Genomic DNA, 19993 nt, shown 5'->3' with positions numbered 1-19993 from the left:
GCTATTTTCAGGCATTTCTCGGCCATACAAAAAGGCATCCAGACTTTATATCTTGGAGTAGGCATTTATTCCTTCCTCGACATCGTCAAAAACCTCCATCTTTCCGTCACGTAACAGCAAAACCATGTCGCATAATTTTCTAACCTGCCCCATACCATGCGTCACCAGAATCAAATTAGCCTGGCCTACCCGACGCTTAAATTCATCCGCCGCTTTTTCACGAAAATGAGCGTCCCCAACGGACATTGCTTCATCGACCATATAATAATCGAAATCGAAGGCCAAGCTCATCCCAAAGCGGAGCCGGGCGTTCATTCCAGATGAATAAGTTTTTACCGGCTGATTAAAATATTCACCCAGTTCGGCAAATCCTTCAACGTAGGCAATCACCCTTTTCATCTCCTCGCCTTCGGCCCCCAGTGATCTACATATAAATTTGACGTTCTGCCTTCCAGTGAGCGACCCCTGAAAGCCGCCTCCCAGCCCCACCGGCCACGATATACGCTTATCGGTAATTATGCGCCCACTATCCGGCACATCCGTGCCGCACAGCAGACGCATCAACGTACTTTTCCCCGCGCCGTTCTTCCCGATGAGAGCGATGTTCTTATTCGGTGGAATAGAAAATGAAAGATCTCGAAAAATATATTTTCGACCGTGCTTCGTCACATAAGACTTGGTTAGCTTCGATAACTCGATCATCTCGGTTACACCTTTGGAGCACGAAGAGCCTGTCGCCGCTTTCTATATATTGCCATCGATAAAAACGTCAGCACAACGGAGAATATGATCGGATACCCAACTCCCAGGCTCTTGGGGATCGGATAGTTTGCGAACATCGCCGAGCGAATTCCCTCAATAATACCCACATATGGGTTCAATGAAATTATTGCAATCTTATCCTGCGGCAGATTCCAAATTGGAAACAAGACGCCTGAAGTGATATACAAAGGGATGAAACTCATCTTGCATAGACGAGCTGAATTCGGTACCGCATGTCCAATCATCGCGAACGCGATGCCCAGGGAAAATGAAAGCAGCACGCCTATCATCATGTACCAGATCCAAGCCAAGGGATCACTGATGAGAATGTCACGCTGCAGCCAAATTCCAAGAAAAATGCAGATTATTATATAAGCACAAGAATATGTACACAGTTCGACGATCAAACGCGCCACGAAGGTATCGAATGGCATCACCTGACGGTATGCAAATAAGCCTTGATTGGCCTGTACCGCATCGCTGACGCGCCACGCGATATTTCTCATCATGTGAATCGGAACAATTCCACTAAACAGAAATACGGCAAAATCTATCCCCTGCATCGGCCTGGTCCGAAGGGCTGCATGGAATATCAATATAATCGCCAGAATTCCGAGCGGTTCGAAAACAACCCAGACAAAACCCATTCTTCGCGCGCCGAATCGTGTCTGCATCTCCCTCATAAACAAGGCGAACAAAACCGACCTAACAATCTTTAGAGGTGGCCGGCTCGCTTTAAATGGAGATTCGAGTTCAGACATGTTCCCCCCAATATCAATTACTTATGTTTTGACCCAAGACCAACATCTGAACAATCGGTGAGATAATTTTCTGTAGTTCGTATACAGGCGAGTTTGTTACATAGACTGTGTCATCTGAGTGGATCAAGAAATTTTTTGCCAAGAACATCGATACCGGCTCTCGCAGATCTAGCCGAAATACCTCGGCCTTCGGCGTACCGCCATCCGAATCATGTTCCAGCCGGAATATGAAGACCCCTTTAGGATTGGCCGTATGCTCGTTCAGGCCACCTACCGATCCCAATACCTCTAGCAAACTTGGTGAGGAAGACGGGAAGTCGTGAAGCCCCGGTTGACTAACTGCTCCCATGGCCACAAAACGCTTACGGGCTCGTTCAAGCACGATCTCGGAGTTAGGTGGCACAGGTACATTGCCGCCCGATAGCAGATCCTGGTAGTTATAGCTATGCACAGCAGTTCCGGTACGAACTACCACATTGATCAGGTACGGCTCGAGAACCGGTCCACCCGCCTGGTTTATCGCATCCAGGATCGTCAGCGGTCCTTGCAAAACCGAGAAGCGTCCGGGACTCTTTACCGCGCCCGCAACCAAAACGGAACTGGACAAATCGCTGATCAGTTCGACGTGCACCTGCGGCTCACCGGCTCGTCCCTTGACCCCGTGCCGAATAATGTCCTCGGCCTCCGACAACGTCGCACCACGTACGGTCTCTTGTCTCATGTAGGGCAGCGAAATTCTGCCTTGTGCATCTAAACGAACCTGGGCAAATACCGTTCCACCCTGCGACAGAGGCGCAAATACGGTCTTGTCAGTCCCGCTATCATCTGAAATGACAACCTTCAATACGTCACCAGGCATCAGGCGCACATCGGGTTCTTCCGGGCGTGCGACCCGCTTCAACAGCGCACTCTCCGGCGGCCGCATATATGGCCCGATATTGCTGGGTGCAAGGTCTATCAGTTCGTACGGATACTCCAGATTCTGGGCATTGCTCTTTCCCGTAATGCTCATCATTCGTGGACCAGCTCCCGACAGTACGTCACAACCGCTCAGCAATGTCATGGCAACAAGGATTGCAACGCCGCATACAGAACGAGAATATTTCATGCTCGAATCGACAGTAATTTTTTTACGTATACTACGCATTCTTTTCACTTAGTCTTTGTGATCGTTAATCGTTGCAATAGCAAAACGGGCAATCCCATAGAGCAAGAGCAAAACAATGAATGTTGTAAACAGACCGTATATCCGTCGCGGGAGCAATGCTTCATCCGGCATGTTGGGGCTAACCACAACGACCAGGCTCCGTAGTTTTCGCGTGGCGTCAATCCGCGCGCTCTGCAGCGAAGCAACTGATGCTTTATACGAATCTTCGGCAATGCCCGCGTCTACCTCCAACCCATGGAATTGCGAGGCGACTACGTTCAACTTGCCCTTGGCGTTACCCGAAATGAGTTTCTGCTCTTCTATAGTAATTTGCTTTCTCAGCGCATCGATTTGTATGCTTTGTTGCCGGACTTGGGGACTATCCTCGCTCAGGCTGGCACGCATGGCACGCAGAGTTGCACTTTGCCTTGTCAGGTCTGCTTGCAGCTGATCAATGACCTGATTACTGGCAACAGCTGATTGTTGTGCGTCCAGTACATTATTCGCACCTTGAAATCTCAGCAGTGCTTCCTGGCTGGCTTGGTAGTTGAGACGGGAGTGCTCCAACTCTCCCTCGGCAAAACTCACCTGTTCTCGCGCCAGCCGGTGAGATATCTCATTTACAAACCGATCACTCTCCGCGATGATTGTAGACAAAGTTTCGTTCGCGAAAGCACGATCGAATCCTTGTACCTGAATTGTCAGTAGTCCTGTCGTCTCGTCAAACTGAGCCGTTACCATACGCTGGTAGTATTTCAACAACTCCTCTCTCGATGCATTGGGGCTCAGGTAATACCAAAAATCGCGAAAACGACCAGAATAATGCTTACTCCAATGCAATTTTTCCTGAAGCTTATTCAACATGTCTTGTGATACCACGAACTCTCGCACATAGAGAGTTTCCGCAGCCGTGCTATCGGCCATCCCGCCACCGCCCATCAGTGCTGCCAACCCCGAGATTTGGGGAGCCTCCTCACCGCTATCCGAGCTGACTTTGTGGACAACGACTTCCGACGAACTGACGTAACGGTCTTTAGCCAGAAGACCATAATAGGCTGTGGCCAAAAGCATCGGCGCGACAACCATACCCCAAAAAAGCTTATGTTTCTTGATGCTGTCTATAATCATAGTATTGTCGTTTCTATATTTCACAGCAAGACCGTGGCTCATACCTCCAGGCCCTATCCATACTAAATATGTCCGCGCCACGGGTACACAATTCCCGGCGTCGCGTTTAACGTAAAATCAGCCTGAAGATAGTTGAGGTTGGGGTTGTAGTAGGGATCATGATGCATTACGTGTGCCCAGCGCTTACGCATGTACCTCACCTCAGCCTTGAATCGACGTCGCTGGCTTGGCGCATCTTCCTTGCCACGAGAAACTGATTCGTGATGGTAAAGCACGGCATGAGGCGTCCAAACCACACGGCGTCCCGCGTCTCGCAGACGCAAGCAATAATCCACGTCGTTGAAGGCTACCTTAAGGCGTGTTTCGTCGAGACCACCCACCGCTCGATAAACCATTTTATTGGTGAGAAGGCACGCCGCAGTAACCGCAGACAAATCCTGCGCGACCAACGCCCTACTTGTATAACCGGGCTCATCCCGCCCAATACCGTTATGTAAATGATTGGCGCATCCGCCAGGACCTACGGTATCGCCAGCATGCTGAACCGTGTCGTCGCCATACAACAATTTGGCTCCAACAGCTCCCACGTCGGTACTCAGCACCAACCCCACCATCTCCTCCAACCAATCCGGCGAAATCACCTCGGTATCGTTGTTGAGCAGACAAACCAACTCACCCTTTGCATGCGCAACCGCCATATTATTGATGCGCGAATAGTTGAACGACTCGTCAAACGGCAAAACCCGGACGTTGTCCATTTGCCGCAAGCTCTGCAAATAGTCCAGCGTGCCGGGATCGGTGCTTTGGTTGTCAACAACGAGAATCTCGTAGGGCCCGTAACGCGTCTTCTCCAGCACACTGTCGATGCAACGACGCAAGTGACCCAACTGATCACGAGTGGGAATGACGATGCTCACCAAAGGTGCGGGCTCACATACCGGATAACGCACTCGGCACCGGCCCAGCCCGGTGCTTTCGGCCTTGGCCAGAACTCCAACACGTTGCAAATGAGCCGCGACCGCCCTGGCCGTCTCCTCGCCATCGATCTGCCGGCCTTGAGGTGTCATATGCCACAGCGGTGCAGGCACATGCACCATAGGCAAACCCAGTTCGCTCAAAGCGAGCAACAAGGCATGCTCCACGTTGGCATCGCTTGCGTCCGCAGCCCATTCGGGCAGGCGCTGCGCATACTGGCCGTTCCAGGCGAATGCCTCGCCAATGTAGTTGGTGGAACGCAGCAACTCGGGAGACCAGTCCGGCTTGAAAACAGGATCAGCCAACTGCCGGTCCACGCCAAGAACGTCATGATCCGCATAAACCACGGCAGCATCCGGCGTTTTGACCACAGCATCGGCGAGGCAAAACAATGCCTGCTCCGCAAACGTCACCCCAGCGCGAACGACGATGCGCCATGTACCGTGTGCGAGCGGATCCAAAATCGAGCTGAGCCGATCCCGCAATGAATCGTCCAAAACCTCGATCTGAAACCGCTGATACGTCTGCGCCTCCAGACTGGCGCGCGTAGCGTCAATATCCGCCTGGCTGGTTTCCCAATTTACCCATAACGTAATACGAAAGTCAGGAGAATATCTCCATCGCCCTGCACAACGAGCCATTAATGTGCGGTCCGCCGGGGTAATAGAGTAGAACTCCTGATACCACCCTGCGTATCCCTCGCGATATACATTCGCCCGAAAGCGGCAAGCCACCTCATAGGCATAATCCAAATCGCATAGCAAGGTGGCAAATGTGAGGCCCGCACGCGCGCATCGTTGCAAAGGTTGCTTGTACAACGTACAACCCACTCTCCAGATTTGCCGCAAGCGGTATTCCGCGCGAGCCAGGCGACGATATCTAAGGAACTGAATGCTAACGGCTTTCTCGTTTTGGCCCCGCGTCAACTGGATGGCGCGCACGGTCGCCGGGGTTTCGACCAGCTCTTGTATACGGCCCTTGCTGCTGACCAAGACTTTTAACGTTTGCGTGTGACCATCGTGCAACGTCAACGCGACAGTCGCGACACAAGCCTTGACATTGCCCGCGACCCGGCCTTCTATAAGCCAAGCCATGCCTGAATGCCGATTCCGCCCCCGAACGATTCCAGCCGCCACTTCTTAATTACCTGCCTTGGTCATGACGCTAAATTGAATCCGCGATTATAATTCAGGATAAGAGGAAGACCAGCAAAACCTAAAAGTATCCAACATGCGCCGAGCCATCCTATTTCTCCAGGGCCCACCTTCGCTTTTCTGGCGTCAACTTTGCGAGCACTTCGAGTCTGCAGAGATCCGCACACATCGAATCAACTTCTCTCTGGGAGACTGGGCCTACTGGCGCAAGCCTGGCGCGGTGAACTACCGCGGCCGCTTCAGCCGCTGGGCCGACTTTCTGCGCGACTACCTGGTTCGCCACCAGATCACCGATATCCTCTACTACGCCGACCGCCTGCCCTATCACGCGGTTGCGCGCGAGGTGGCCCAATCGCTGGGTATTCGCACGTACTCCGTCGAATTCGGCTATCTACGTCCGGACTGGCTCACATTGGAGCGTGGCGGAATGGGTACACTTTCGCATTTTCCTGGCGACCCGGAAGCTATCCGTGCTATCGCCCGCCGTGTCGGACCACTCAAGCAGGAAACTGCGCATTACTCGCACAGTTTCGGCCAGGAGGCCTTCAACGAGGTCTTCTATAACCTCCTGACCTCGCTGGTGCCGTACTTCTTTCCGCTCTATCGGACCGACAAGTTTTACCTCCCGCTGCTGGACTATTTAAGCTGGTTGCCACGTATGGCTCTTCAGCGCCTGCGTGAGCCCGCGCGTGTCGCTGCGGCCGATGTCTTGCGCCACTCCGGTAAGCGCTATTGGATGCTCGCCCTGCAAATGCAGGCCGACTACCAATTGCGCGCCAATTCCGCCTATACAGACCAACGCCAGGTAATTGAGCAGGTCATTTCGTCCTTCGTACGACATGCACCGCGAGACGGATCCCTCGTCATCAAGCTGCACCCGCTCGACAATGGCATGGAGCGTTGGGAGCAGTTCGTCGCGCGCACTGCCAAACGTTACAACGTGGCGTCCCGCGTGATCGCGGTGTCCGACTGCGATCTCAAACGCACGATTAAACATAGCCAAGGTGTAATTACCGTGAATTCCACTGTTGGCCTGCATGCATTGCGCGCCAATTGCCCCGTGAAGGTGCTGGGCATGGCCATGTACGACATTGCGGGGCTCACGCACCAAGGGCCGCTGGAGACGTTCTGGACAAAACCGCAGCGCGTCAACAAGGCATTGCTGAAGGACTTCGTGGCAGCCATCGCGGCCACCATTCAGGTGCATGGCTCGTTCTACAATGCCGCCGGCCGCAAGGCGGCCTGCGTGGAAATCGTGCGTCGTGTGCTGGGGGATCAGGTCAATGCCCACGGTGCATTTGTCGATCCGCCGCCGCGGCTCGAACGCGCGCTTCAGTCAAGGGTTCCGATCTTCGACTCGTTGCGTGGCAGCGGCATCGAACCGGAGGAGGCTACGGACTCCGCCACTACGCCTCACGGAATACCCGTGCAACCCAATGCCGCCAACGTGGCACCCGTGGCTTAGCGCGCCATTCGATCAATTCCTGCAGGGCATGCTCCGGGGTGGTGAAACGCCCCGTCTTGCGGCTCACGTACGTGGGGTACAGAATCAGCGCCGCCGCCACTAGTTCATCGATGTTCAGCGCACGGCTGCGCCGGCGGCGCAATGCGTCCGTTAAACCGACATCGTGCGATACCCCCCAACCCGCGTAGAACGGCTGCCCGTAAGTCACCACCTTCACGTTGCGCAGTAGCGCCTCGAAGCCGGCCAGCGAAGTCAGCACATGCACCTCGTCCACGCTGCCGAGCAACTGATGGAACGATACTGAGCCAATCACCTCGTCGCACCACTGCGTCGCACCGGTTTCGCCTTGCCCTACTTTGCGCAGGCCGGCCGCCACATCCGGATGCGGTTTATATAGAAGGTAGGCATCGGGATTGGCGGCGCGCACTGCTCGCAGTAGATCCATATTGCTGCGAATGCCCGATGAGCCAAAGCGAATGGAGGCGTCGGTCTCCACTTGCCCGGGCACGAGAATGACGCGCCGCCCCTGAGGACGCGCCCAAACCGCCGGCCCCGCGAGGTTGTACTTGGTGATGCCGGCATCACAGATGGCTCGCCGCAAGTTAGAAGCGCGCGCAACCAGTTCTGAAGCAAACGTCGTTTGCGCAAGCAGTTGCTCCAGTTGAGAGGGGCGCGTAGCGTCGTAATAGATGCCAACATCATCCTGCACCCAGGACAAGGGGCGAGTCAGGTCTGCGCCCAAACCGACGGAGCGCACAAAGCCATCCTCTACCCGAATAATCTTGCGCGTTTCAGGCGAAGCAAGAGCGAGCCGATCATCGAGCTTGCATCCCCAGGTGGCAACGGTCTCGTCGATTCGCCGGGGAACACGCCAACGAAACCGCATGGCGCTGCCGCCGAAGAATTGACGTACATAATCCTTTTTCCAGCCGGAAAAACCCAAAGCATCGATCTTCGTGTCAAACCGCTGTTGCATGCGCCGCTGCAACGCAATCCATGCGATCAGCGTTTCAACCTCGCATCGCTTGCCGGTTTCCGGATCGACGTAGCGGCAATAGTCAATGAGCGCGGCATGAACCAGTTGTTCCAGCGCCACAGAACGACGGCGCGTGGGCGCGGGCAATTCGTCTCGTGTGAGTCCCCAACCGGCATAGAACGGCATGCCGAAGACGCGCACCGGCCGCCCCCAGAGCAATGCCTCAAATCCCAATTGTGAAGTCACGGTGTAAACCTCGCGCACCGAGCACAACAGGCTGGCCGGGTGCACGTTGTCGTCCAGCACCTGTACGCGCGGCATCGCGCGTAAAGCATCCAGATCGTAGTGGCCCTGCTTGCGTCCGGCCACCACATCCGGATGCACCTTGAGCAAAACGATGCTGCGAGGATGCTCGCGAAGCGCGGCCTTCAGCATGCGCTCGAAACTCGCGACGTCGGCGAGACCGCAGGAAACCGAGGCGTCACCGCGCGTCTGGTCCACGACCAGCACGCAGTCATCGGGCAGCGCCCTGTCCAGGTCACGGCTATGGTTGTACTTGGACACCCGGCCATCGCGCCAAGCTTTGACCAGCGCGCGAGCGCGCTCGACCTGATCTTCGCGCAGCGATTGTGCGATCAGGTACTCCAGCCTCGAAGGCTGGCTGGCGTCGAGATAAAGTCCAATATCGTCGAAGACGATGGCAAGCGGCGGATCGTCCTTGCCCAATCCCACGGAACGCAGGAATCCGTCTTCGATGTGATAGACGGCAAGAGCATGCTTCTGGGCATAGCGCTGCGCAGCCAGAGCGCTCGGGCGTCGCCCCCATGCCAGTACACCCGTGCCCGCGGCCGGTTGGCCCACCGACCGATAGTGCAATTGAAAATCGTCGAGCAATGCCGCCAGCGTAGGGATGCGGTGAACGCCTGGCGCCAGCGTATAGGCGAGCGGCAGTGCCATGGCACGCGCGCCCCGAAGCGCCGGGGCGCCGACTCCGCTTTGGCGAACCGGGAATTCCGTCAAAGACATAGGTCAGGGCAATAAAAGCCGCCAGTCTCCGCGCGAGCGGGCAATTGCTGCAAGCGGGATATATTCTGCGAGGTCGAAATAAAGCGTATATCGGCGCTCCCGCTCATTTCTTTATGCTGAACGGGTAGACAATCATCGGTTCGCGTGGACATACGGTAGTGCAATGGCTGGGACACGGCCTGAATGATGCGTGAGGCGCAGCTCTTGCGACGTTCCCGACGCGAGCAACCACACAGAGGCCAGCACGGCCGCTTCACGGCAGACTGGCAAGCAGATTTCTGAATTTATTCGATTGCGAGAATTACACTATATAATTTAACATTAGAAGCGATACACGCGCAATCGAATATCCTTCGAGTTATCACATGCGCGAATGAACCACAGGTGTCGGGGCGGCTTGGCATGCGTCATTCTGATGACCGCTGGCCAACCACACGAATTGACTTGCCCTGATGCTGCGCAGGCTCCTTTACCGAAAATCGGCGCCCGAGGTTTCCCATTCCCTCCGCCACGGCGTCGTCCGACGCTGGCTCGTTTTACACCAAGGCGAAAATCCGTCTACAGACTATTACGTTTATCCCCGTTTGCAAGAACTAGGATTACCTATCGTCTATAAGAACCTGGACAGCGCATTGCCGGAAGCCGGAGACCTGGCGCCGGGCACGGCGGTCGTCATCATCCGCTACCTCAATGCCAGGTGGGCCCGCGCGCTGCATATTCATCGCGCTCATCTGCCCCGCGTCGTGTACTTCATGGATGACGACCTGCTACACCCTCAATCGTGGAAAGGTCTGCCGCGTCCATACGCGAAGAAGCTGCACAAATACTGTCGCGCCCATACGACAGACATACGCGACCTGGCAACGGAATACTGGTTTTCCACGCAGGCGCTCCGCGATCGCTACCCGGAACGCGCGGCCAAACTCGTCCCTCCTCGCGCGCTGCATGAGGATGCCCGCAGGCTGCGATCCCATAAAGTATCCCCGGATTCACCCATCCTCGTCTTCTACCACGGTAGCGCGGCCCACCAGGCGGAGATCGCCTGGCTGCAACCGATCATGGCTCAGGTGCTCGCGCGTTGCCCGAACATCCATTTCGAGCTCATCGGCGCTCACGACGTGAACGTGCTTTATCGCCGCTTGCCTCGCACGCGCGTCGTGCATCCAATGGACTGGGCCAATTATCGAGGTCATTGCCGCCTGCTGGACGGTCATATCGGCCTCGCCCCCCTGCTGCCCTCGACCTTCAACGCCGCGCGTTCGCACGTGAAGGCCTACGACATCGCCCGCTGCCGAGCCGTAGGCCTTTATGCCGCGTCGGGCCCGTATCACGAAGTGATCCGGCACCGCGAAAACGGCCTGCTGCTCGATAACCACCCGCAATCCTGGGTGGAGGCGCTATGCGCGCTTGCCAACGACCCCGACCGCCTTCACGCTTTGCGTGTCGCCGCGCAGGGACTGCTGCAGCACCGGGCGACCGACCAGGCGAACGCCCTTGCAGGCACGCCTGGCGGCCCCGTACAGGTGGCGATTACTCGTAGCCCAGCCGGCTCAGGAACCACCCCGACACCACGGGATGCAGCCCCGCCAGCAGGAAACATCCCAGATTCAGCGGAAATGGAAAGCTGATCCGCGCGCGGTTGGCTCTCAACCCAAGGCGTATCACGCGCGCCGCTTTAGGCGCTTTCCAGAGAAAGGGCTTGGGACCGGGCATATCGAAGCACATCTGCGATTCGACGTATCCGGGCATCACCACGTTGATCTTGACGCCCTCCGCCGCCAGCCCATCGCGCATGGCTTCGCCATAAGCCTTCACGGCGGCCTTGCTCGCGCTGTAGCTCGGCGTCTCGGGCAACCCTCGCCAAGCCGCAAGGGAACTGATCAGGGCAATTTGCCCCCCGCGGCGCGCCCGCATGGCCGGCAAAGCGGCATGAGCCGTGGCCAGCGCGCCCTTGACATTCACCTCCAGGAGCCGGTGCATGTCCTCCCAGGACTCGCCCACATTCCCATGGCCGGTATTGATATTCACGCCGGCGTTAGCAATGACCAGGTCGGGCGACTCGGCCGCGCTCACCTCGCTCACCCAGTTGCGCAAGGCGTCGTGGTCGCGAACATCGAATGCTGCAGTGATCACCCGGGCACCCAGCGCTATGCAGGCATCACTCAGGGACTGCAGCAAGGCGTTGTTGCGACCATGCAAAACCAGCACAGCCGTACCGGCTCGAGCGTATTCCTGCGCCAGCGCTGAACCGATGCCACCCGTTGCACCGGTAATCAACACGCATCGAGGAACCCCGTTTTTTTGTTGTATAGACATGGAAGAGAAGCTGGGCTTCGGCCAGTGGCACTTCCCGAAGCGTTATCGGATGCTCACTGCCCAAAGCAGCGCACCACTTTCGATGTCAGTTTGCGGAAAACCGAAAGCATTTTCCGAATACTTGATCATCGCCAATCCGAATCGGTTAGACGAAAAGCGCACAGGATACCAGAAATAAGCATGCGGCTGACACCTCTCCAGTGCCGGGCGAGAATCGGCCGACCTGGCGCGCCCGAGGCTCTTCAACGGTACGTCCAACGGCACCAGAACGCGAATTCTACTGCCGGTAGTTTGCAACTCGACACGACAAATGCTTCGGATTCCTACGTATTGAGCAAACAAGGCAGAATACATTTTCTCCACCGCATGCCAATTAACAACATCGTTATCCTAAATTATATAAAACCCGATGAAAATCATTTGCACGGCCAATATCTCTTCGCAAATGTGCCCTATCAGCGCCCCATTTGAGCCTATCAATCAACAATTGCCCAAATCCATCACACCGACGGGCAGCATCCGCCGAACGAGCATTCGCGCCCACACGTGGCCTTTCCCGGTAAACTGCCGTCTTTCGGGACACGCCCGCCTTATTTACAACGGCATTACCGCCTTTCACCATTGTGCAACCCAATGACAACGCCGCGACCCGTGCGGCTCGCTCGTCCTCGCCCGTGCAGCCTCTGAACGTCGCTCTCGTCTGCAACACCGCATGGGCCATCTACACCTACCGCCAGGGTCTGCTGCGCGCGCTCACGCAAAGCGGTGCGCACGTTGCCGTGATCGCGCCACGCGACCGCACATTCGAGCCGCTCGAGGCCATGGGCTGCACCTGCATCGACCTCCCCGTGGCCTCGAAGGGCACCAACCCGATCGACGACCTGCGCACCCTGCTCGCGCTCTTCAAGCACTACCGCGCGCTCAAGCCCGACGCCGTCTTCCACTACACGATTAAGCCCAACATCTACGGCTCGGTTGCGGCGTGGCTCGCGCACGTACCATCGGTGGCAGTCACGACGGGACTTGGCTACGTATTCATCCAGAAGAGCCGCGCCGCGCAGGTCGCCAAGCGCCTCTACCGCTTCGCCTTCCGCTTTCCGCGCGAAGTCTGGTTCCTCAATCGCGACGACGAAACCGCCTTTCGCGAGCAGAACCTGCTCGTACACCCCGAACGCGCACGCCTCCTGCATGGCGAAGGCGTCGATCTGGAGGAATACGCGTTCACACCGCTGCCCGAGCGCGATGAGTTCGCCTTCGTGCTGATCGGTCGGCTGCTCTGGGACAAAGGCGTGGGCGAATACGTCGAGGCCGCGCGCCAGTTGCGCACGCACTATCCGCATGCACGCTTTCGCCTGCTCGGTCCGGTGGGCGTCGACAACCCGAGCGCCATCACGCGTGAGGAGGTGGCCGCATGGGAGCGCGAAGGCGTGATCGAATACCTCGGCGAGACTGCCGACGTACGCCCCTATATCGCCGATGCGGATTGTGTCGTGCTGCCCTCGTACCGCGAGGGCGTGCCGCGCACGCTGATGGAAGCCAGTGCGATGGGCCGCCCGATCGTGGCCACCGACGTTCCGGGCTGCCGTGAAGTAGTGGCAAGCGGTGAAAGCGGCCTGCTCTGCGCCGCGCGCGACGCGGCGTCGCTCGCGACCGCCCTCTCACACATGCTCGATATGACCCCGACTACCCGTGCTGCCATGGCGGAGCGCGGTCGTGAAAAAATCGAAAAGGAATTCGATGAACGGGTTGTGGTACAACGCTATCGGGAACTGATCCGGGGGTTGACCGGATTGACGTTTTGAACGAATTCAGGGAACTCGGGAAAACAACATGGCAACAACGAACTCCAAGGGCACGATCCTCGTCACGGGCGGCGCGGGCTACATTGGCTCGCACACGTGCGTGGAGCTCCTCAATGACGGCTACGACGTAGTTGTCGTTGATAATCTCGTCAACAGCCGCCAGGAATCGCTTGCGCGCGTCACGCGGATCACCGGCAAGCCGGTCACCTTCTACGAAGCCGACGTGCGCGATGCGCAGGCACTCTCGCGTATCTTCGACGCGCACAAGATCACGGGCGTGATCCACTTCGCGGCGCTCAAAGCCGTCGGAGAATCGGTCGCCAAGCCCATCGAGTACTACCGCAACAACCTCGACGGCCTGCTCGTCGTGCTCGACGTCATGCGCCAGCACGACGTCAAGCAGTTCGTGTTCAGCTCGTCGGCAACGGTATACGGCGTACCCGAGCGCTCGCCCATCGACGAGACATTCCCGCTTTCGGCAACGAACCCTTACGGCCAGTCCAAGCTGATCGCCGAACAGATCCTGCGCGACGTCGCGATCTCGGATCCCTCTTGGCGCATTGCGGTGCTGCGCTATTTCAATCCGGTGGGCGCGCACGAAAGTGGCTTGATCGGCGAGGATCCGGCCGGCATTCCGAATAACCTCATGCCGTATGTCGCCCAGGTCGCAGTGGGCAAGCTCGAAAAGCTACGCGTGTTCGGCGGCGACTACCCTACCGCGGACGGCACGGGCGTGCGCGACTACATTCATGTCGTCGATCTTGCCCAAGGGCACCTCAAGGCACTCGATGCACTGATCGCCCGCAACGAGGGCTTTGTCGTGAATCTCGGGACGGGTCAAGGCTACAGCGTGCTTCAGGTCGTGAAGGCGTTCGAGCAAGCCTCGGGCCACCCCGTCCCCTATGAGATCGTCGCGCGCCGGCCTGGCGATATTGCCGAGTGCTATGCAAATCCCGCAACGGCAGAAAAGCTGATCGGCTGGAAGGCGCAATTCAGCATCGAGCGTATGTGCATCGATCACTGGCGCTGGCAGGAAAAAAATCCGCGTGGGTTTGAGTAAGGCGTGAATGCCTGACGATGGAACGGGGCATCCGGGCCCGATGAAAACAGGTTGTGGGCCACTGCCACTCAATGGAGCGGCGGCAATTGGTCCGCTTCCATTTCAGCGTGGCGCTTTGCCTCGCCGAGCATCAGATCGAAGCTCTTGAGCGGCCGGTCAAGACCTTCCGTGTAGTACTCGCCATCGATCTTGTACGACCAATGCCACCGACCGTTGCGGTCTTCGTCCACGTCGATGTCGATGCTGTGCCCGCTGTACTCGTAGCTGACATGAGACATTTCAGACTCCGTCCATTGAACTGCGTACCAGTGCAACTACTGCGAAAACTCAACCGTGGATAGGCGGACAAAAATCGCTGGATCTCCTGGCCCCCTATTTCTCAAAGCTTCAATCTCGCACGAGAGTAACGCAAGCCAGGGCGAGTACCACTCTGAATGCGACCGATAGCACCGCAGCCGTTACAACGGCCGGACGCGAGGAAACGGTGGCCTGTGAAACCGGCAAATCCGGAATTAATCACCCGCAAGCTACGACCCTACCGTTTTGCCCAATCACCAGGTCAACCTGCAGCTCGCGCCGCCGCTCCACCTACGCTCTGCAGCTTCGGTGCGCTCGACGGCTGATACTCGGGCACCCAGCGGCGCAAATCCCGGCGCACTTCGTCGTCGGTGGGCACGCGGTGCTGCATCAGCCAGGGCAGCAATTCGTCGAGCAGGTTCTCAGGCACTTCACGCGCCCGCGCAATACGCAGTTTGGGATGCGGCGTGCGCGTCGTGGTTTCATCGTCGGCGAGCAGCTCTTCGTACAGCTTCTCACCGGGTCGCAGGCCCGTGAAGGCGATACGGATTTGCTCATCGGTGAAGCCGTACAGGCGGATCAGGTCGCGCGCGAGATCGACGATCTTGACCGGCTTGCCCATGTCGAGAATGAAAATCTCGCCGCCATGTCCCATGCTCGATGCCTGCAGCACAAGCTGCGAAGCCTCGGGAATCGTCATGAAGAAGCGCGTAATCTCCGGGTGCGTAACCGTCACCGGACCGCCCTTCGCGATCTGCTGCTGGAATTTGGGAATCACGCTGCCCGCGCTGCCCAGCACGTTACCAAAGCGCACAGTCTCGAACTGGGTACGCTCGCTCGTCTGCTGCATGGCCTGACAGGCCATCTCCGCGAGACGCTTGCTCGCGCCCATCACGTTGGTCGGATTGACGGCCTTGTCGGTCGAAATGAGCACGAAATGCCGGACCTGGTGCTTGATCGCCGCGCGCGCAACGCGGTACGTACCCAGCACGTTGTTGCGAATCGCCTGCCATGCGTTGAGCTCTTCCATCAGCGGAACGTGCTTGTATGCCGCCGCGTGGAACACGATGTGGGGCGTGTAGCGCGCCATCACCTGGTCGAGCAGCAACGCGTCCTTCGCATCGCCGATGATGGGCACCACGGAAAGCTCGGGAAAGCGTTCGCGGATTTCCTCAGTGAGCCGATACATCGCGTATTCGGACAGATCGAGAGCAATGAGTTGCGCGGGTGCGAAGCGCAGAATCTGGCGGCATAGTTCAGAGCCGATCGAGCCGCCCGCTCCCGTCACCATGACCACTCGCCCACTCAAAAGAGCCTCGACGTGCGGGGTATCGATGTTGACTGCATCGCGACCAAGCAAGTCTTCGAGGTCGATGTTGCGCACCTGCGAAAGGAAGCCCTGGCCGGGAGCGAGCTCGGTCAACGCGGGTAGCATCAGCGCCTTCACGCCCGCTCGCAGACATTGCGAGGCAACATGCCGCTGCACCTCCGCCGACGCCGAAGGAATGGCGATGATGGCGAACTCGCAGCGCAGCGCGCCGGCCCAATGCTCGATGTCGCCGATGGGCCCGAGCACCTTGTAGCCGTAGATCTCGCGCCCCTTTTTGGCCGGATCGTCGTCGAGCAGACCCACGAGGCGCCACTCCGCCGAGCGCGACAACTCGCGCGCGAGGCTTGCGCCGGCTCCGCCTGCGCCCACGACAATAACAGGCTTGCCTTGAGCAACAAGGCCACCGTACAGGTAGAACTCTTTGGTCGCACGATAAAGCGCGCGCGCGCCGCCCATGACAAAAAACAGCAGAAGCGGCGAGACGATCAGCACGGAACGCGGAACGATCGGCGACGGTTGCAGCATGACCGACGCCACCATCACGATGAGTGCGGCCGAGACGATCGCCTTCGAAATGCGCATCAGATCGGGCAGGCTCGCAAAGACCCACATGCCGCGGTAGAGCCCGAAAATGCGGAACATAATGGCATAGACCGGCAACACCCAGAAGAGGTTATCGACGGCACCGTGCCAGAATTCGGTCGGGACGGACGCGTTGAAGCGCAACAGATAGGCCGTCAGCCATGCGGCGGCCACTGCACCGACATCGAAGAGAAAAGCGCTGAATGAGAGCCAGGAGGCTTTATTGCGGAGCATCAGCGTTCGACCTCAGGTTGACTGGTAAGGGACTGGAAACGGCGCCAGCGCACGTCAATTGCCGCGCCCATCAGAACAAGAACGACAGCCCAACCTGCAACGATTCCCCACTGTAAGGCCGTGGGTAGTACCAAGGCCCAAAGAGCAAGTATTATGCCGGCAAACATGACCAGATACCATGTCAGTGCCGTTGCTGCATGACCGGTCCCAAGGCGAACCATGCGTTGATAATAATGTTCGCGGTGCGCTTGCCAAAATTTTTCGCCGCGCAAGAGCCGGCGGATCAAGGTGATGGAGGCATCGCCAATAAAGGGCGAGAACACAAGGGCCGGGAACCAGATCGGCCAAGCCCCGCTGCGCCAGCCCCAGTAGCCCATTGCGCCGGCCAGAAAGCCCGTGGGGATCGACCCGGCGTCACCAAGAAATATCTTCGCGGGGTGGAAGTTGAAAAATAAAAATCCCGCCGCCGAACCCGCGACCGCGGCGCACGCCCAGCTCAACTCAAGCGTCGGCGTGGGCCCGAGCAGCGCCGCAACCGCGTAGGCCCCGAAGCCAAATAGCGCCATGCCGCCCGCGAGGCCGTCCGAACCATCCATGAAATTGTAAAGATTGACCAGCCACAACATCAAAAATGCCAACCCGGCGAGGCACCACCAAGGAACCGGAGCCGGATAAACGACGATCAGCGCCAGTACCGCGACGAAATGCGCCGCAAAGCGCACGCGCGCGGGCAAGCCGCGGCGATCGTCGATCTGCGAAACCGCTGCCAGAAAAGCAACGGCAACGGCGACCAACCACAGCGACGGGGCCAGAAGCAGGATCGCGACCACGATCACGGGCATCATGCCCCAGCCGCCAACGCGCGGCGTCGGACGCTCGTGAAGCGAGCGCTCGTTCGGGATATCCGTGGCGAGGCGCCACGCCAGGCCGGTCTTGAGCAGAACGCCCAGTACGGCCGCGCACAACGCAGCGCAAATGACTACGGTCGCCGCGGCGCACAGGGGTATCGACATCGGTGCCTGCAACATCGGCTTCAATGCTCTCCGTTAGTTCAATGCGTGGAGCGATACCAGCGCGCCGTCGCGGCCAGTCCTTCGTCCAGGGTATAGGGGCTCGTCCATCCGAGCGTCTCGCGGATACGCGAATCGTCGACTCTCAGGCTCTGGGTCAGCCGCTCCATTTGCGCGGACCGCCCCGTCAGGGCGCCTGCCGCGCGCAATAGCGACACCGGTACCGGCAAGAGCCGCGCAGGACGGCCCAGATGGCGTCCCAGCGCGCGCAGCAGCCCGGCGACCGAGGGGTCCTGGTCGTCGCGAACGTAGAAGCAAGCATTCGCGGCACGCGGGTCGATGGCGCAGTGCATGAGCGCGTCGGCAAGGTTTTCGACGTAGACGAGGCTGCGACGCGCATCGACCGCGCCGAGCGGTAGCGGCAGGCGTCGCCATAACGCATTCATCATCTGCAAAAAATTCGCGCCGACGTCCGGGCCATACACGAGCGGCGGTCGCACGATCACGATTTCGAGACCACTCTGCTCGCCATATTGCCAGAGTGCCTCCTCCGCCTGCAGTTTCGAGCGTCCGTAGGCGTCGTCGGGAGCGGCCTCCACGGATTCGGTGAGCGGCACGCCGCTATCGAACTCCGCCGCGGCCTTCACGCTGCTCACGAACACCATGCGCCGTGCACCGCGTTCGCGGGCGGCGCGCGCCACCCGCAACGCGCCTTCGACGTTGGTTGCGCGAAAAGCGGCGAGCGGATCTGCGGCCGTGTCGTTCATTACGTGCACGCGCGCCGCGAGGTGCACGATGCAATCGGGTACGAGCTCGCGCGGCCATGCCTCGGCGAGGCCGGCGAAATCTGCCCCGCCATGGCTCCATTCGCGTGCCGTGCCGGCGGCCGAGCCTGCTCGCCGGACGAGCGCCGTCACGTCATGGCCATTGGCCGTCAACGTGCGGCACACCGAGCGGCCGACGAAGCCGTTCGCACCTGTGACCAGAATGCTGCTCACAGCCACTTCCACCCGAAGCGGTTGAAGAACTTGAAGGCCGATGCCACGAACATGCGGATGTGTGCAAAGCCCTTGCGCGAAGCGCCGCCGCCGTGGTGAAGCACGCGCACCGAGGGCACATAGGCGACGCGCGCCACGTCATGCGTGCGCAGGCTCAAATCATAGTCCTCGAAATAGAGGAAATAGCGAGGGTCGAATCCCTCGAGTTTTTTCAGCACATCCGTTCTGAACAGCATGAAACAACCGCTCACGATCGGTGGATCCCAAACCGTGTCGCACTCGTTGATCTGCGCACGCATCTCATAGCGCGCGAGGCGCCGCGCAAACAAACGCCGCATCGATGCGGGCAGGAAGCCGCGGACGAACAGGTCGATCAGCGTCGGATATTGGCGACAGAGGAATTGCATCTCGCCTGTATCGTCGAATATGGCTGGTGTAAGCAACCCTGTGTCTGGGTGCGAGTCCATGAACTCGATCGCCTTCTTCAGCGCGTCGGAACTCATGTCGATGTCAGGATTGAGAATCAGGTGATAGCGGCCTAGAGGTTGCGCCATCGCGAGATTGTGTCCGCGCCCATAACCCACGTTGCCGTGCCCCTCGATCAGCGTGTAGCCGATTCCGGCGCGCGCAAGCGCTTCGAGACTTTCGCCTATATCGGGCAGCCCCCCGTTATCGATCAGGTAAAGGTGGAGCGCCCCCTCTTTGCCTGCAGCAAGCGCACCACTGGCGGCCACGAGACTGGCCAGCGTACGGGCCAGCAACGTCCGATCGGGCCGGAATACAACCACCGATGTGGATACTTCGAAGGGGTTACCGCGTGACACAGCGTTCATTGTGGTCCGATGGCGCTCCAGGTTGGGGCGGCCAGTAATGATGGGGTAACTGAAGACATCGGACTCTATTTTGACATCCTCGATGACGGGCGACCACAGTACGTCCTGCGCAGCGACCGCGAGTTCCAACGAGGCGT

17 protein-coding genes are annotated in these 19993 nt (G+C 58.4%); 5 read left to right on the top strand and 12 right to left on the bottom strand.

Annotation, left to right across the window (positions count from 1 at the left end; genetic code table 11):
- Positions 1-45: 45 nt before the first annotated feature.
- The 5 genes from U5775_RS35285 to U5775_RS35265 are packed head-to-tail and all read right to left on the bottom strand — an operon-like array spanning position 46 to position 5867.
- The gene (locus tag U5775_RS35285) at positions 46-702 is read right to left on the bottom strand and encodes an ABC transporter ATP-binding protein (protein WP_322062761.1); all 657 of its coding nucleotides are present in this window, start codon (positions 700-702) and stop codon (positions 46-48) included.
- A gap of 5 nt (positions 703-707) precedes the next feature.
- A complete protein-coding gene (locus tag U5775_RS35280; protein WP_322062760.1) occupies positions 708-1523 on the bottom strand; it encodes an ABC transporter permease in 816 nt (271 codons plus the stop codon).
- A gap of 13 nt (positions 1524-1536) precedes the next feature.
- On the bottom strand, positions 1537-2631 hold the full coding sequence (locus tag U5775_RS35275; protein WP_322062759.1) for a polysaccharide biosynthesis/export family protein: 1095 nt from the start codon (positions 2629-2631) through the stop codon (positions 1537-1539).
- Positions 2632-2679: 48 nt separating this feature from the next.
- A complete protein-coding gene (locus tag U5775_RS35270; RefSeq protein WP_322062758.1) occupies positions 2680-3840 on the bottom strand; it encodes an ABC transporter permease in 1161 nt (386 codons plus the stop codon).
- 20 nt (positions 3841-3860) lie between these two features.
- A complete protein-coding gene (locus U5775_RS35265; RefSeq protein WP_322062757.1) occupies positions 3861-5867 on the bottom strand; it encodes a glycosyltransferase family 2 protein in 2007 nt (668 codons plus the stop codon).
- A 136-nt stretch (positions 5868-6003) separates the two neighbouring features.
- Between U5775_RS35265 and U5775_RS35260 the strand changes: the two genes are divergently transcribed.
- Positions 6004-7392, top strand: a complete 1389-nt coding sequence (locus U5775_RS35260; protein WP_322062756.1) for a capsular biosynthesis protein — start codon at positions 6004-6006, stop codon at positions 7390-7392.
- Here U5775_RS35260 and U5775_RS35255 read toward each other — a convergent pair.
- Positions 7334-9325 (bottom strand): capsular polysaccharide biosynthesis protein, encoded by a 1992-nt coding sequence (locus U5775_RS35255; RefSeq protein WP_322062755.1) that lies wholly within the window; start codon positions 9323-9325, stop codon positions 7334-7336. The two genes, U5775_RS35260 and U5775_RS35255, sit on opposite strands and share 59 nt — an antisense overlap.
- Before the next feature lie 521 nt (positions 9326-9846).
- Between U5775_RS35255 and U5775_RS35250 the strand changes: the two genes are divergently transcribed.
- Positions 9847-11022 (top strand): hypothetical protein, encoded by a 1176-nt coding sequence (locus U5775_RS35250; RefSeq protein WP_322062754.1) that lies wholly within the window; start codon positions 9847-9849, stop codon positions 11020-11022.
- Here the strand turns inward: U5775_RS35250 and U5775_RS35245 are convergent.
- Positions 10925-11710, bottom strand: coding sequence for an SDR family NAD(P)-dependent oxidoreductase (locus tag U5775_RS35245; protein WP_322062753.1), 786 nt, complete (start codon positions 11708-11710; stop codon positions 10925-10927). The genes U5775_RS35250 and U5775_RS35245 overlap by 98 nt on opposite strands.
- Between U5775_RS35245 and U5775_RS35240 the strand changes: the two genes are divergently transcribed.
- The 3 genes from U5775_RS35240 to galE all read left to right on the top strand — a co-directional run bounded on the left by U5775_RS35240 (position 11709) and on the right by galE (position 14572).
- Positions 11709-11888, top strand: a complete 180-nt coding sequence (locus U5775_RS35240; protein WP_322062752.1) for a hypothetical protein — start codon at positions 11709-11711, stop codon at positions 11886-11888. The genes U5775_RS35245 and U5775_RS35240 overlap by 2 nt on opposite strands.
- 496 nt (positions 11889-12384) lie before the next feature.
- Positions 12385-13512 (top strand): glycosyltransferase family 4 protein, encoded by a 1128-nt coding sequence (locus U5775_RS35235; RefSeq protein WP_322062751.1) that lies wholly within the window; start codon positions 12385-12387, stop codon positions 13510-13512.
- A 28-nt stretch (positions 13513-13540) separates the two neighbouring features.
- Positions 13541-14572 (top strand): UDP-glucose 4-epimerase GalE, encoded by a 1032-nt coding sequence (gene galE / locus U5775_RS35230; protein WP_322062750.1) that lies wholly within the window; start codon positions 13541-13543, stop codon positions 14570-14572.
- A 68-nt stretch (positions 14573-14640) separates the two neighbouring features.
- On the opposite strand, the gene U5775_RS35225 is transcribed toward galE, so the two are convergent.
- From U5775_RS35225 to U5775_RS35205, 5 genes are all read right to left on the bottom strand, one after another.
- Entirely contained in the window at positions 14641-14850 is a 210-nt protein-coding gene (locus tag U5775_RS35225) for a hypothetical protein (protein WP_322062749.1), read from the bottom strand.
- A 281-nt stretch (positions 14851-15131) separates the two neighbouring features.
- A complete protein-coding gene (locus U5775_RS35220) occupies positions 15132-17015 on the bottom strand; it encodes a nucleoside-diphosphate sugar epimerase/dehydratase (RefSeq protein WP_322062748.1) in 1884 nt (627 codons plus the stop codon).
- Positions 17015-18043: a glycosyltransferase family 4 protein gene (locus U5775_RS35215; protein ID WP_322062772.1), complete on the bottom strand. Its 1029-nt coding sequence runs from the start codon at positions 18041-18043 to the stop codon at positions 17015-17017. Before U5775_RS35215 ends, U5775_RS35220 begins: the two co-directional genes overlap by 1 nt.
- A 23-nt stretch (positions 18044-18066) precedes the next feature.
- Positions 18067-19023, bottom strand: a complete 957-nt coding sequence (locus U5775_RS35210; protein WP_322062747.1) for an NAD-dependent epimerase/dehydratase family protein — start codon at positions 19021-19023, stop codon at positions 18067-18069.
- Entirely contained in the window at positions 19020-19856 is an 837-nt protein-coding gene (locus tag U5775_RS35205; protein ID WP_322062771.1) for a glycosyltransferase family 2 protein, read from the bottom strand. Before U5775_RS35205 ends, U5775_RS35210 begins: the two co-directional genes overlap by 4 nt.
- Between the last annotated feature and the right edge of the window lie 137 nt (positions 19857-19993).

The organism is Paraburkholderia sp. J63 (assembly GCF_905220245.1).
GTDB lineage: Bacteria > Pseudomonadota > Gammaproteobacteria > Burkholderiales > Burkholderiaceae > Paraburkholderia.
This window is presented reverse-complemented; position numbering and strand designations above follow the sequence as displayed.

Bases quoted from the DNA above. Each gene is read 5' to 3' on its own strand.
- U5775_RS35285 (WP_322062761.1), bottom strand. From the start codon at position 702: ATGATCGAGTTATCGAAGCTAACCAAGTCTTATGTGACGAAGCACGGT.
- U5775_RS35280 (WP_322062760.1), bottom strand. From the start codon at position 1,523: ATGTCTGAACTCGAATCTCCATTTAAAGCGAGCCGGCCACCTCTAAAG.
- U5775_RS35275 (WP_322062759.1), bottom strand. From the start codon at position 2,631: ATGAAATATTCTCGTTCTGTATGCGGCGTTGCAATCCTTGTTGCCATG.
- U5775_RS35270 (WP_322062758.1), bottom strand. From the start codon at position 3,840: ATGAGCCACGGTCTTGCTGTGAAATATAGAAACGACAATACTATGATT.
- U5775_RS35265 (WP_322062757.1), bottom strand. From the start codon at position 5,867: ATGGCTTGGCTTATAGAAGGCCGGGTCGCGGGCAATGTCAAGGCTTGT.
- U5775_RS35260 (WP_322062756.1), top strand. From the start codon at position 6,004: ATGCGCCGAGCCATCCTATTTCTCCAGGGCCCACCTTCGCTTTTCTGG.
- U5775_RS35255 (WP_322062755.1), bottom strand. From the start codon at position 9,325: ATGGCACTGCCGCTCGCCTATACGCTGGCGCCAGGCGTTCACCGCATC.
- U5775_RS35250 (WP_322062754.1), top strand. From the start codon at position 9,847: ATGCTGCGCAGGCTCCTTTACCGAAAATCGGCGCCCGAGGTTTCCCAT.
- U5775_RS35240 (WP_322062752.1), top strand. From the start codon at position 11,709: ATGGAAGAGAAGCTGGGCTTCGGCCAGTGGCACTTCCCGAAGCGTTAT.
- U5775_RS35245 (WP_322062753.1), bottom strand. From the start codon at position 11,710: ATGTCTATACAACAAAAAAACGGGGTTCCTCGATGCGTGTTGATTACC.
- galE (WP_322062750.1), top strand. From the start codon at position 13,541: ATGGCAACAACGAACTCCAAGGGCACGATCCTCGTCACGGGCGGCGCG.
- U5775_RS35225 (WP_322062749.1), bottom strand. From the start codon at position 14,850: ATGTCTCATGTCAGCTACGAGTACAGCGGGCACAGCATCGACATCGAC.
- U5775_RS35220 (WP_322062748.1), bottom strand. From the start codon at position 17,015: ATGCTCCGCAATAAAGCCTCCTGGCTCTCATTCAGCGCTTTTCTCTTC.
- U5775_RS35215 (WP_322062772.1), bottom strand. From the start codon at position 18,043: ATGTTGCAGGCACCGATGTCGATACCCCTGTGCGCCGCGGCGACCGTA.
- U5775_RS35205 (WP_322062771.1), bottom strand. From the start codon at position 19,856: ATGAACGCTGTGTCACGCGGTAACCCCTTCGAAGTATCCACATCGGTG.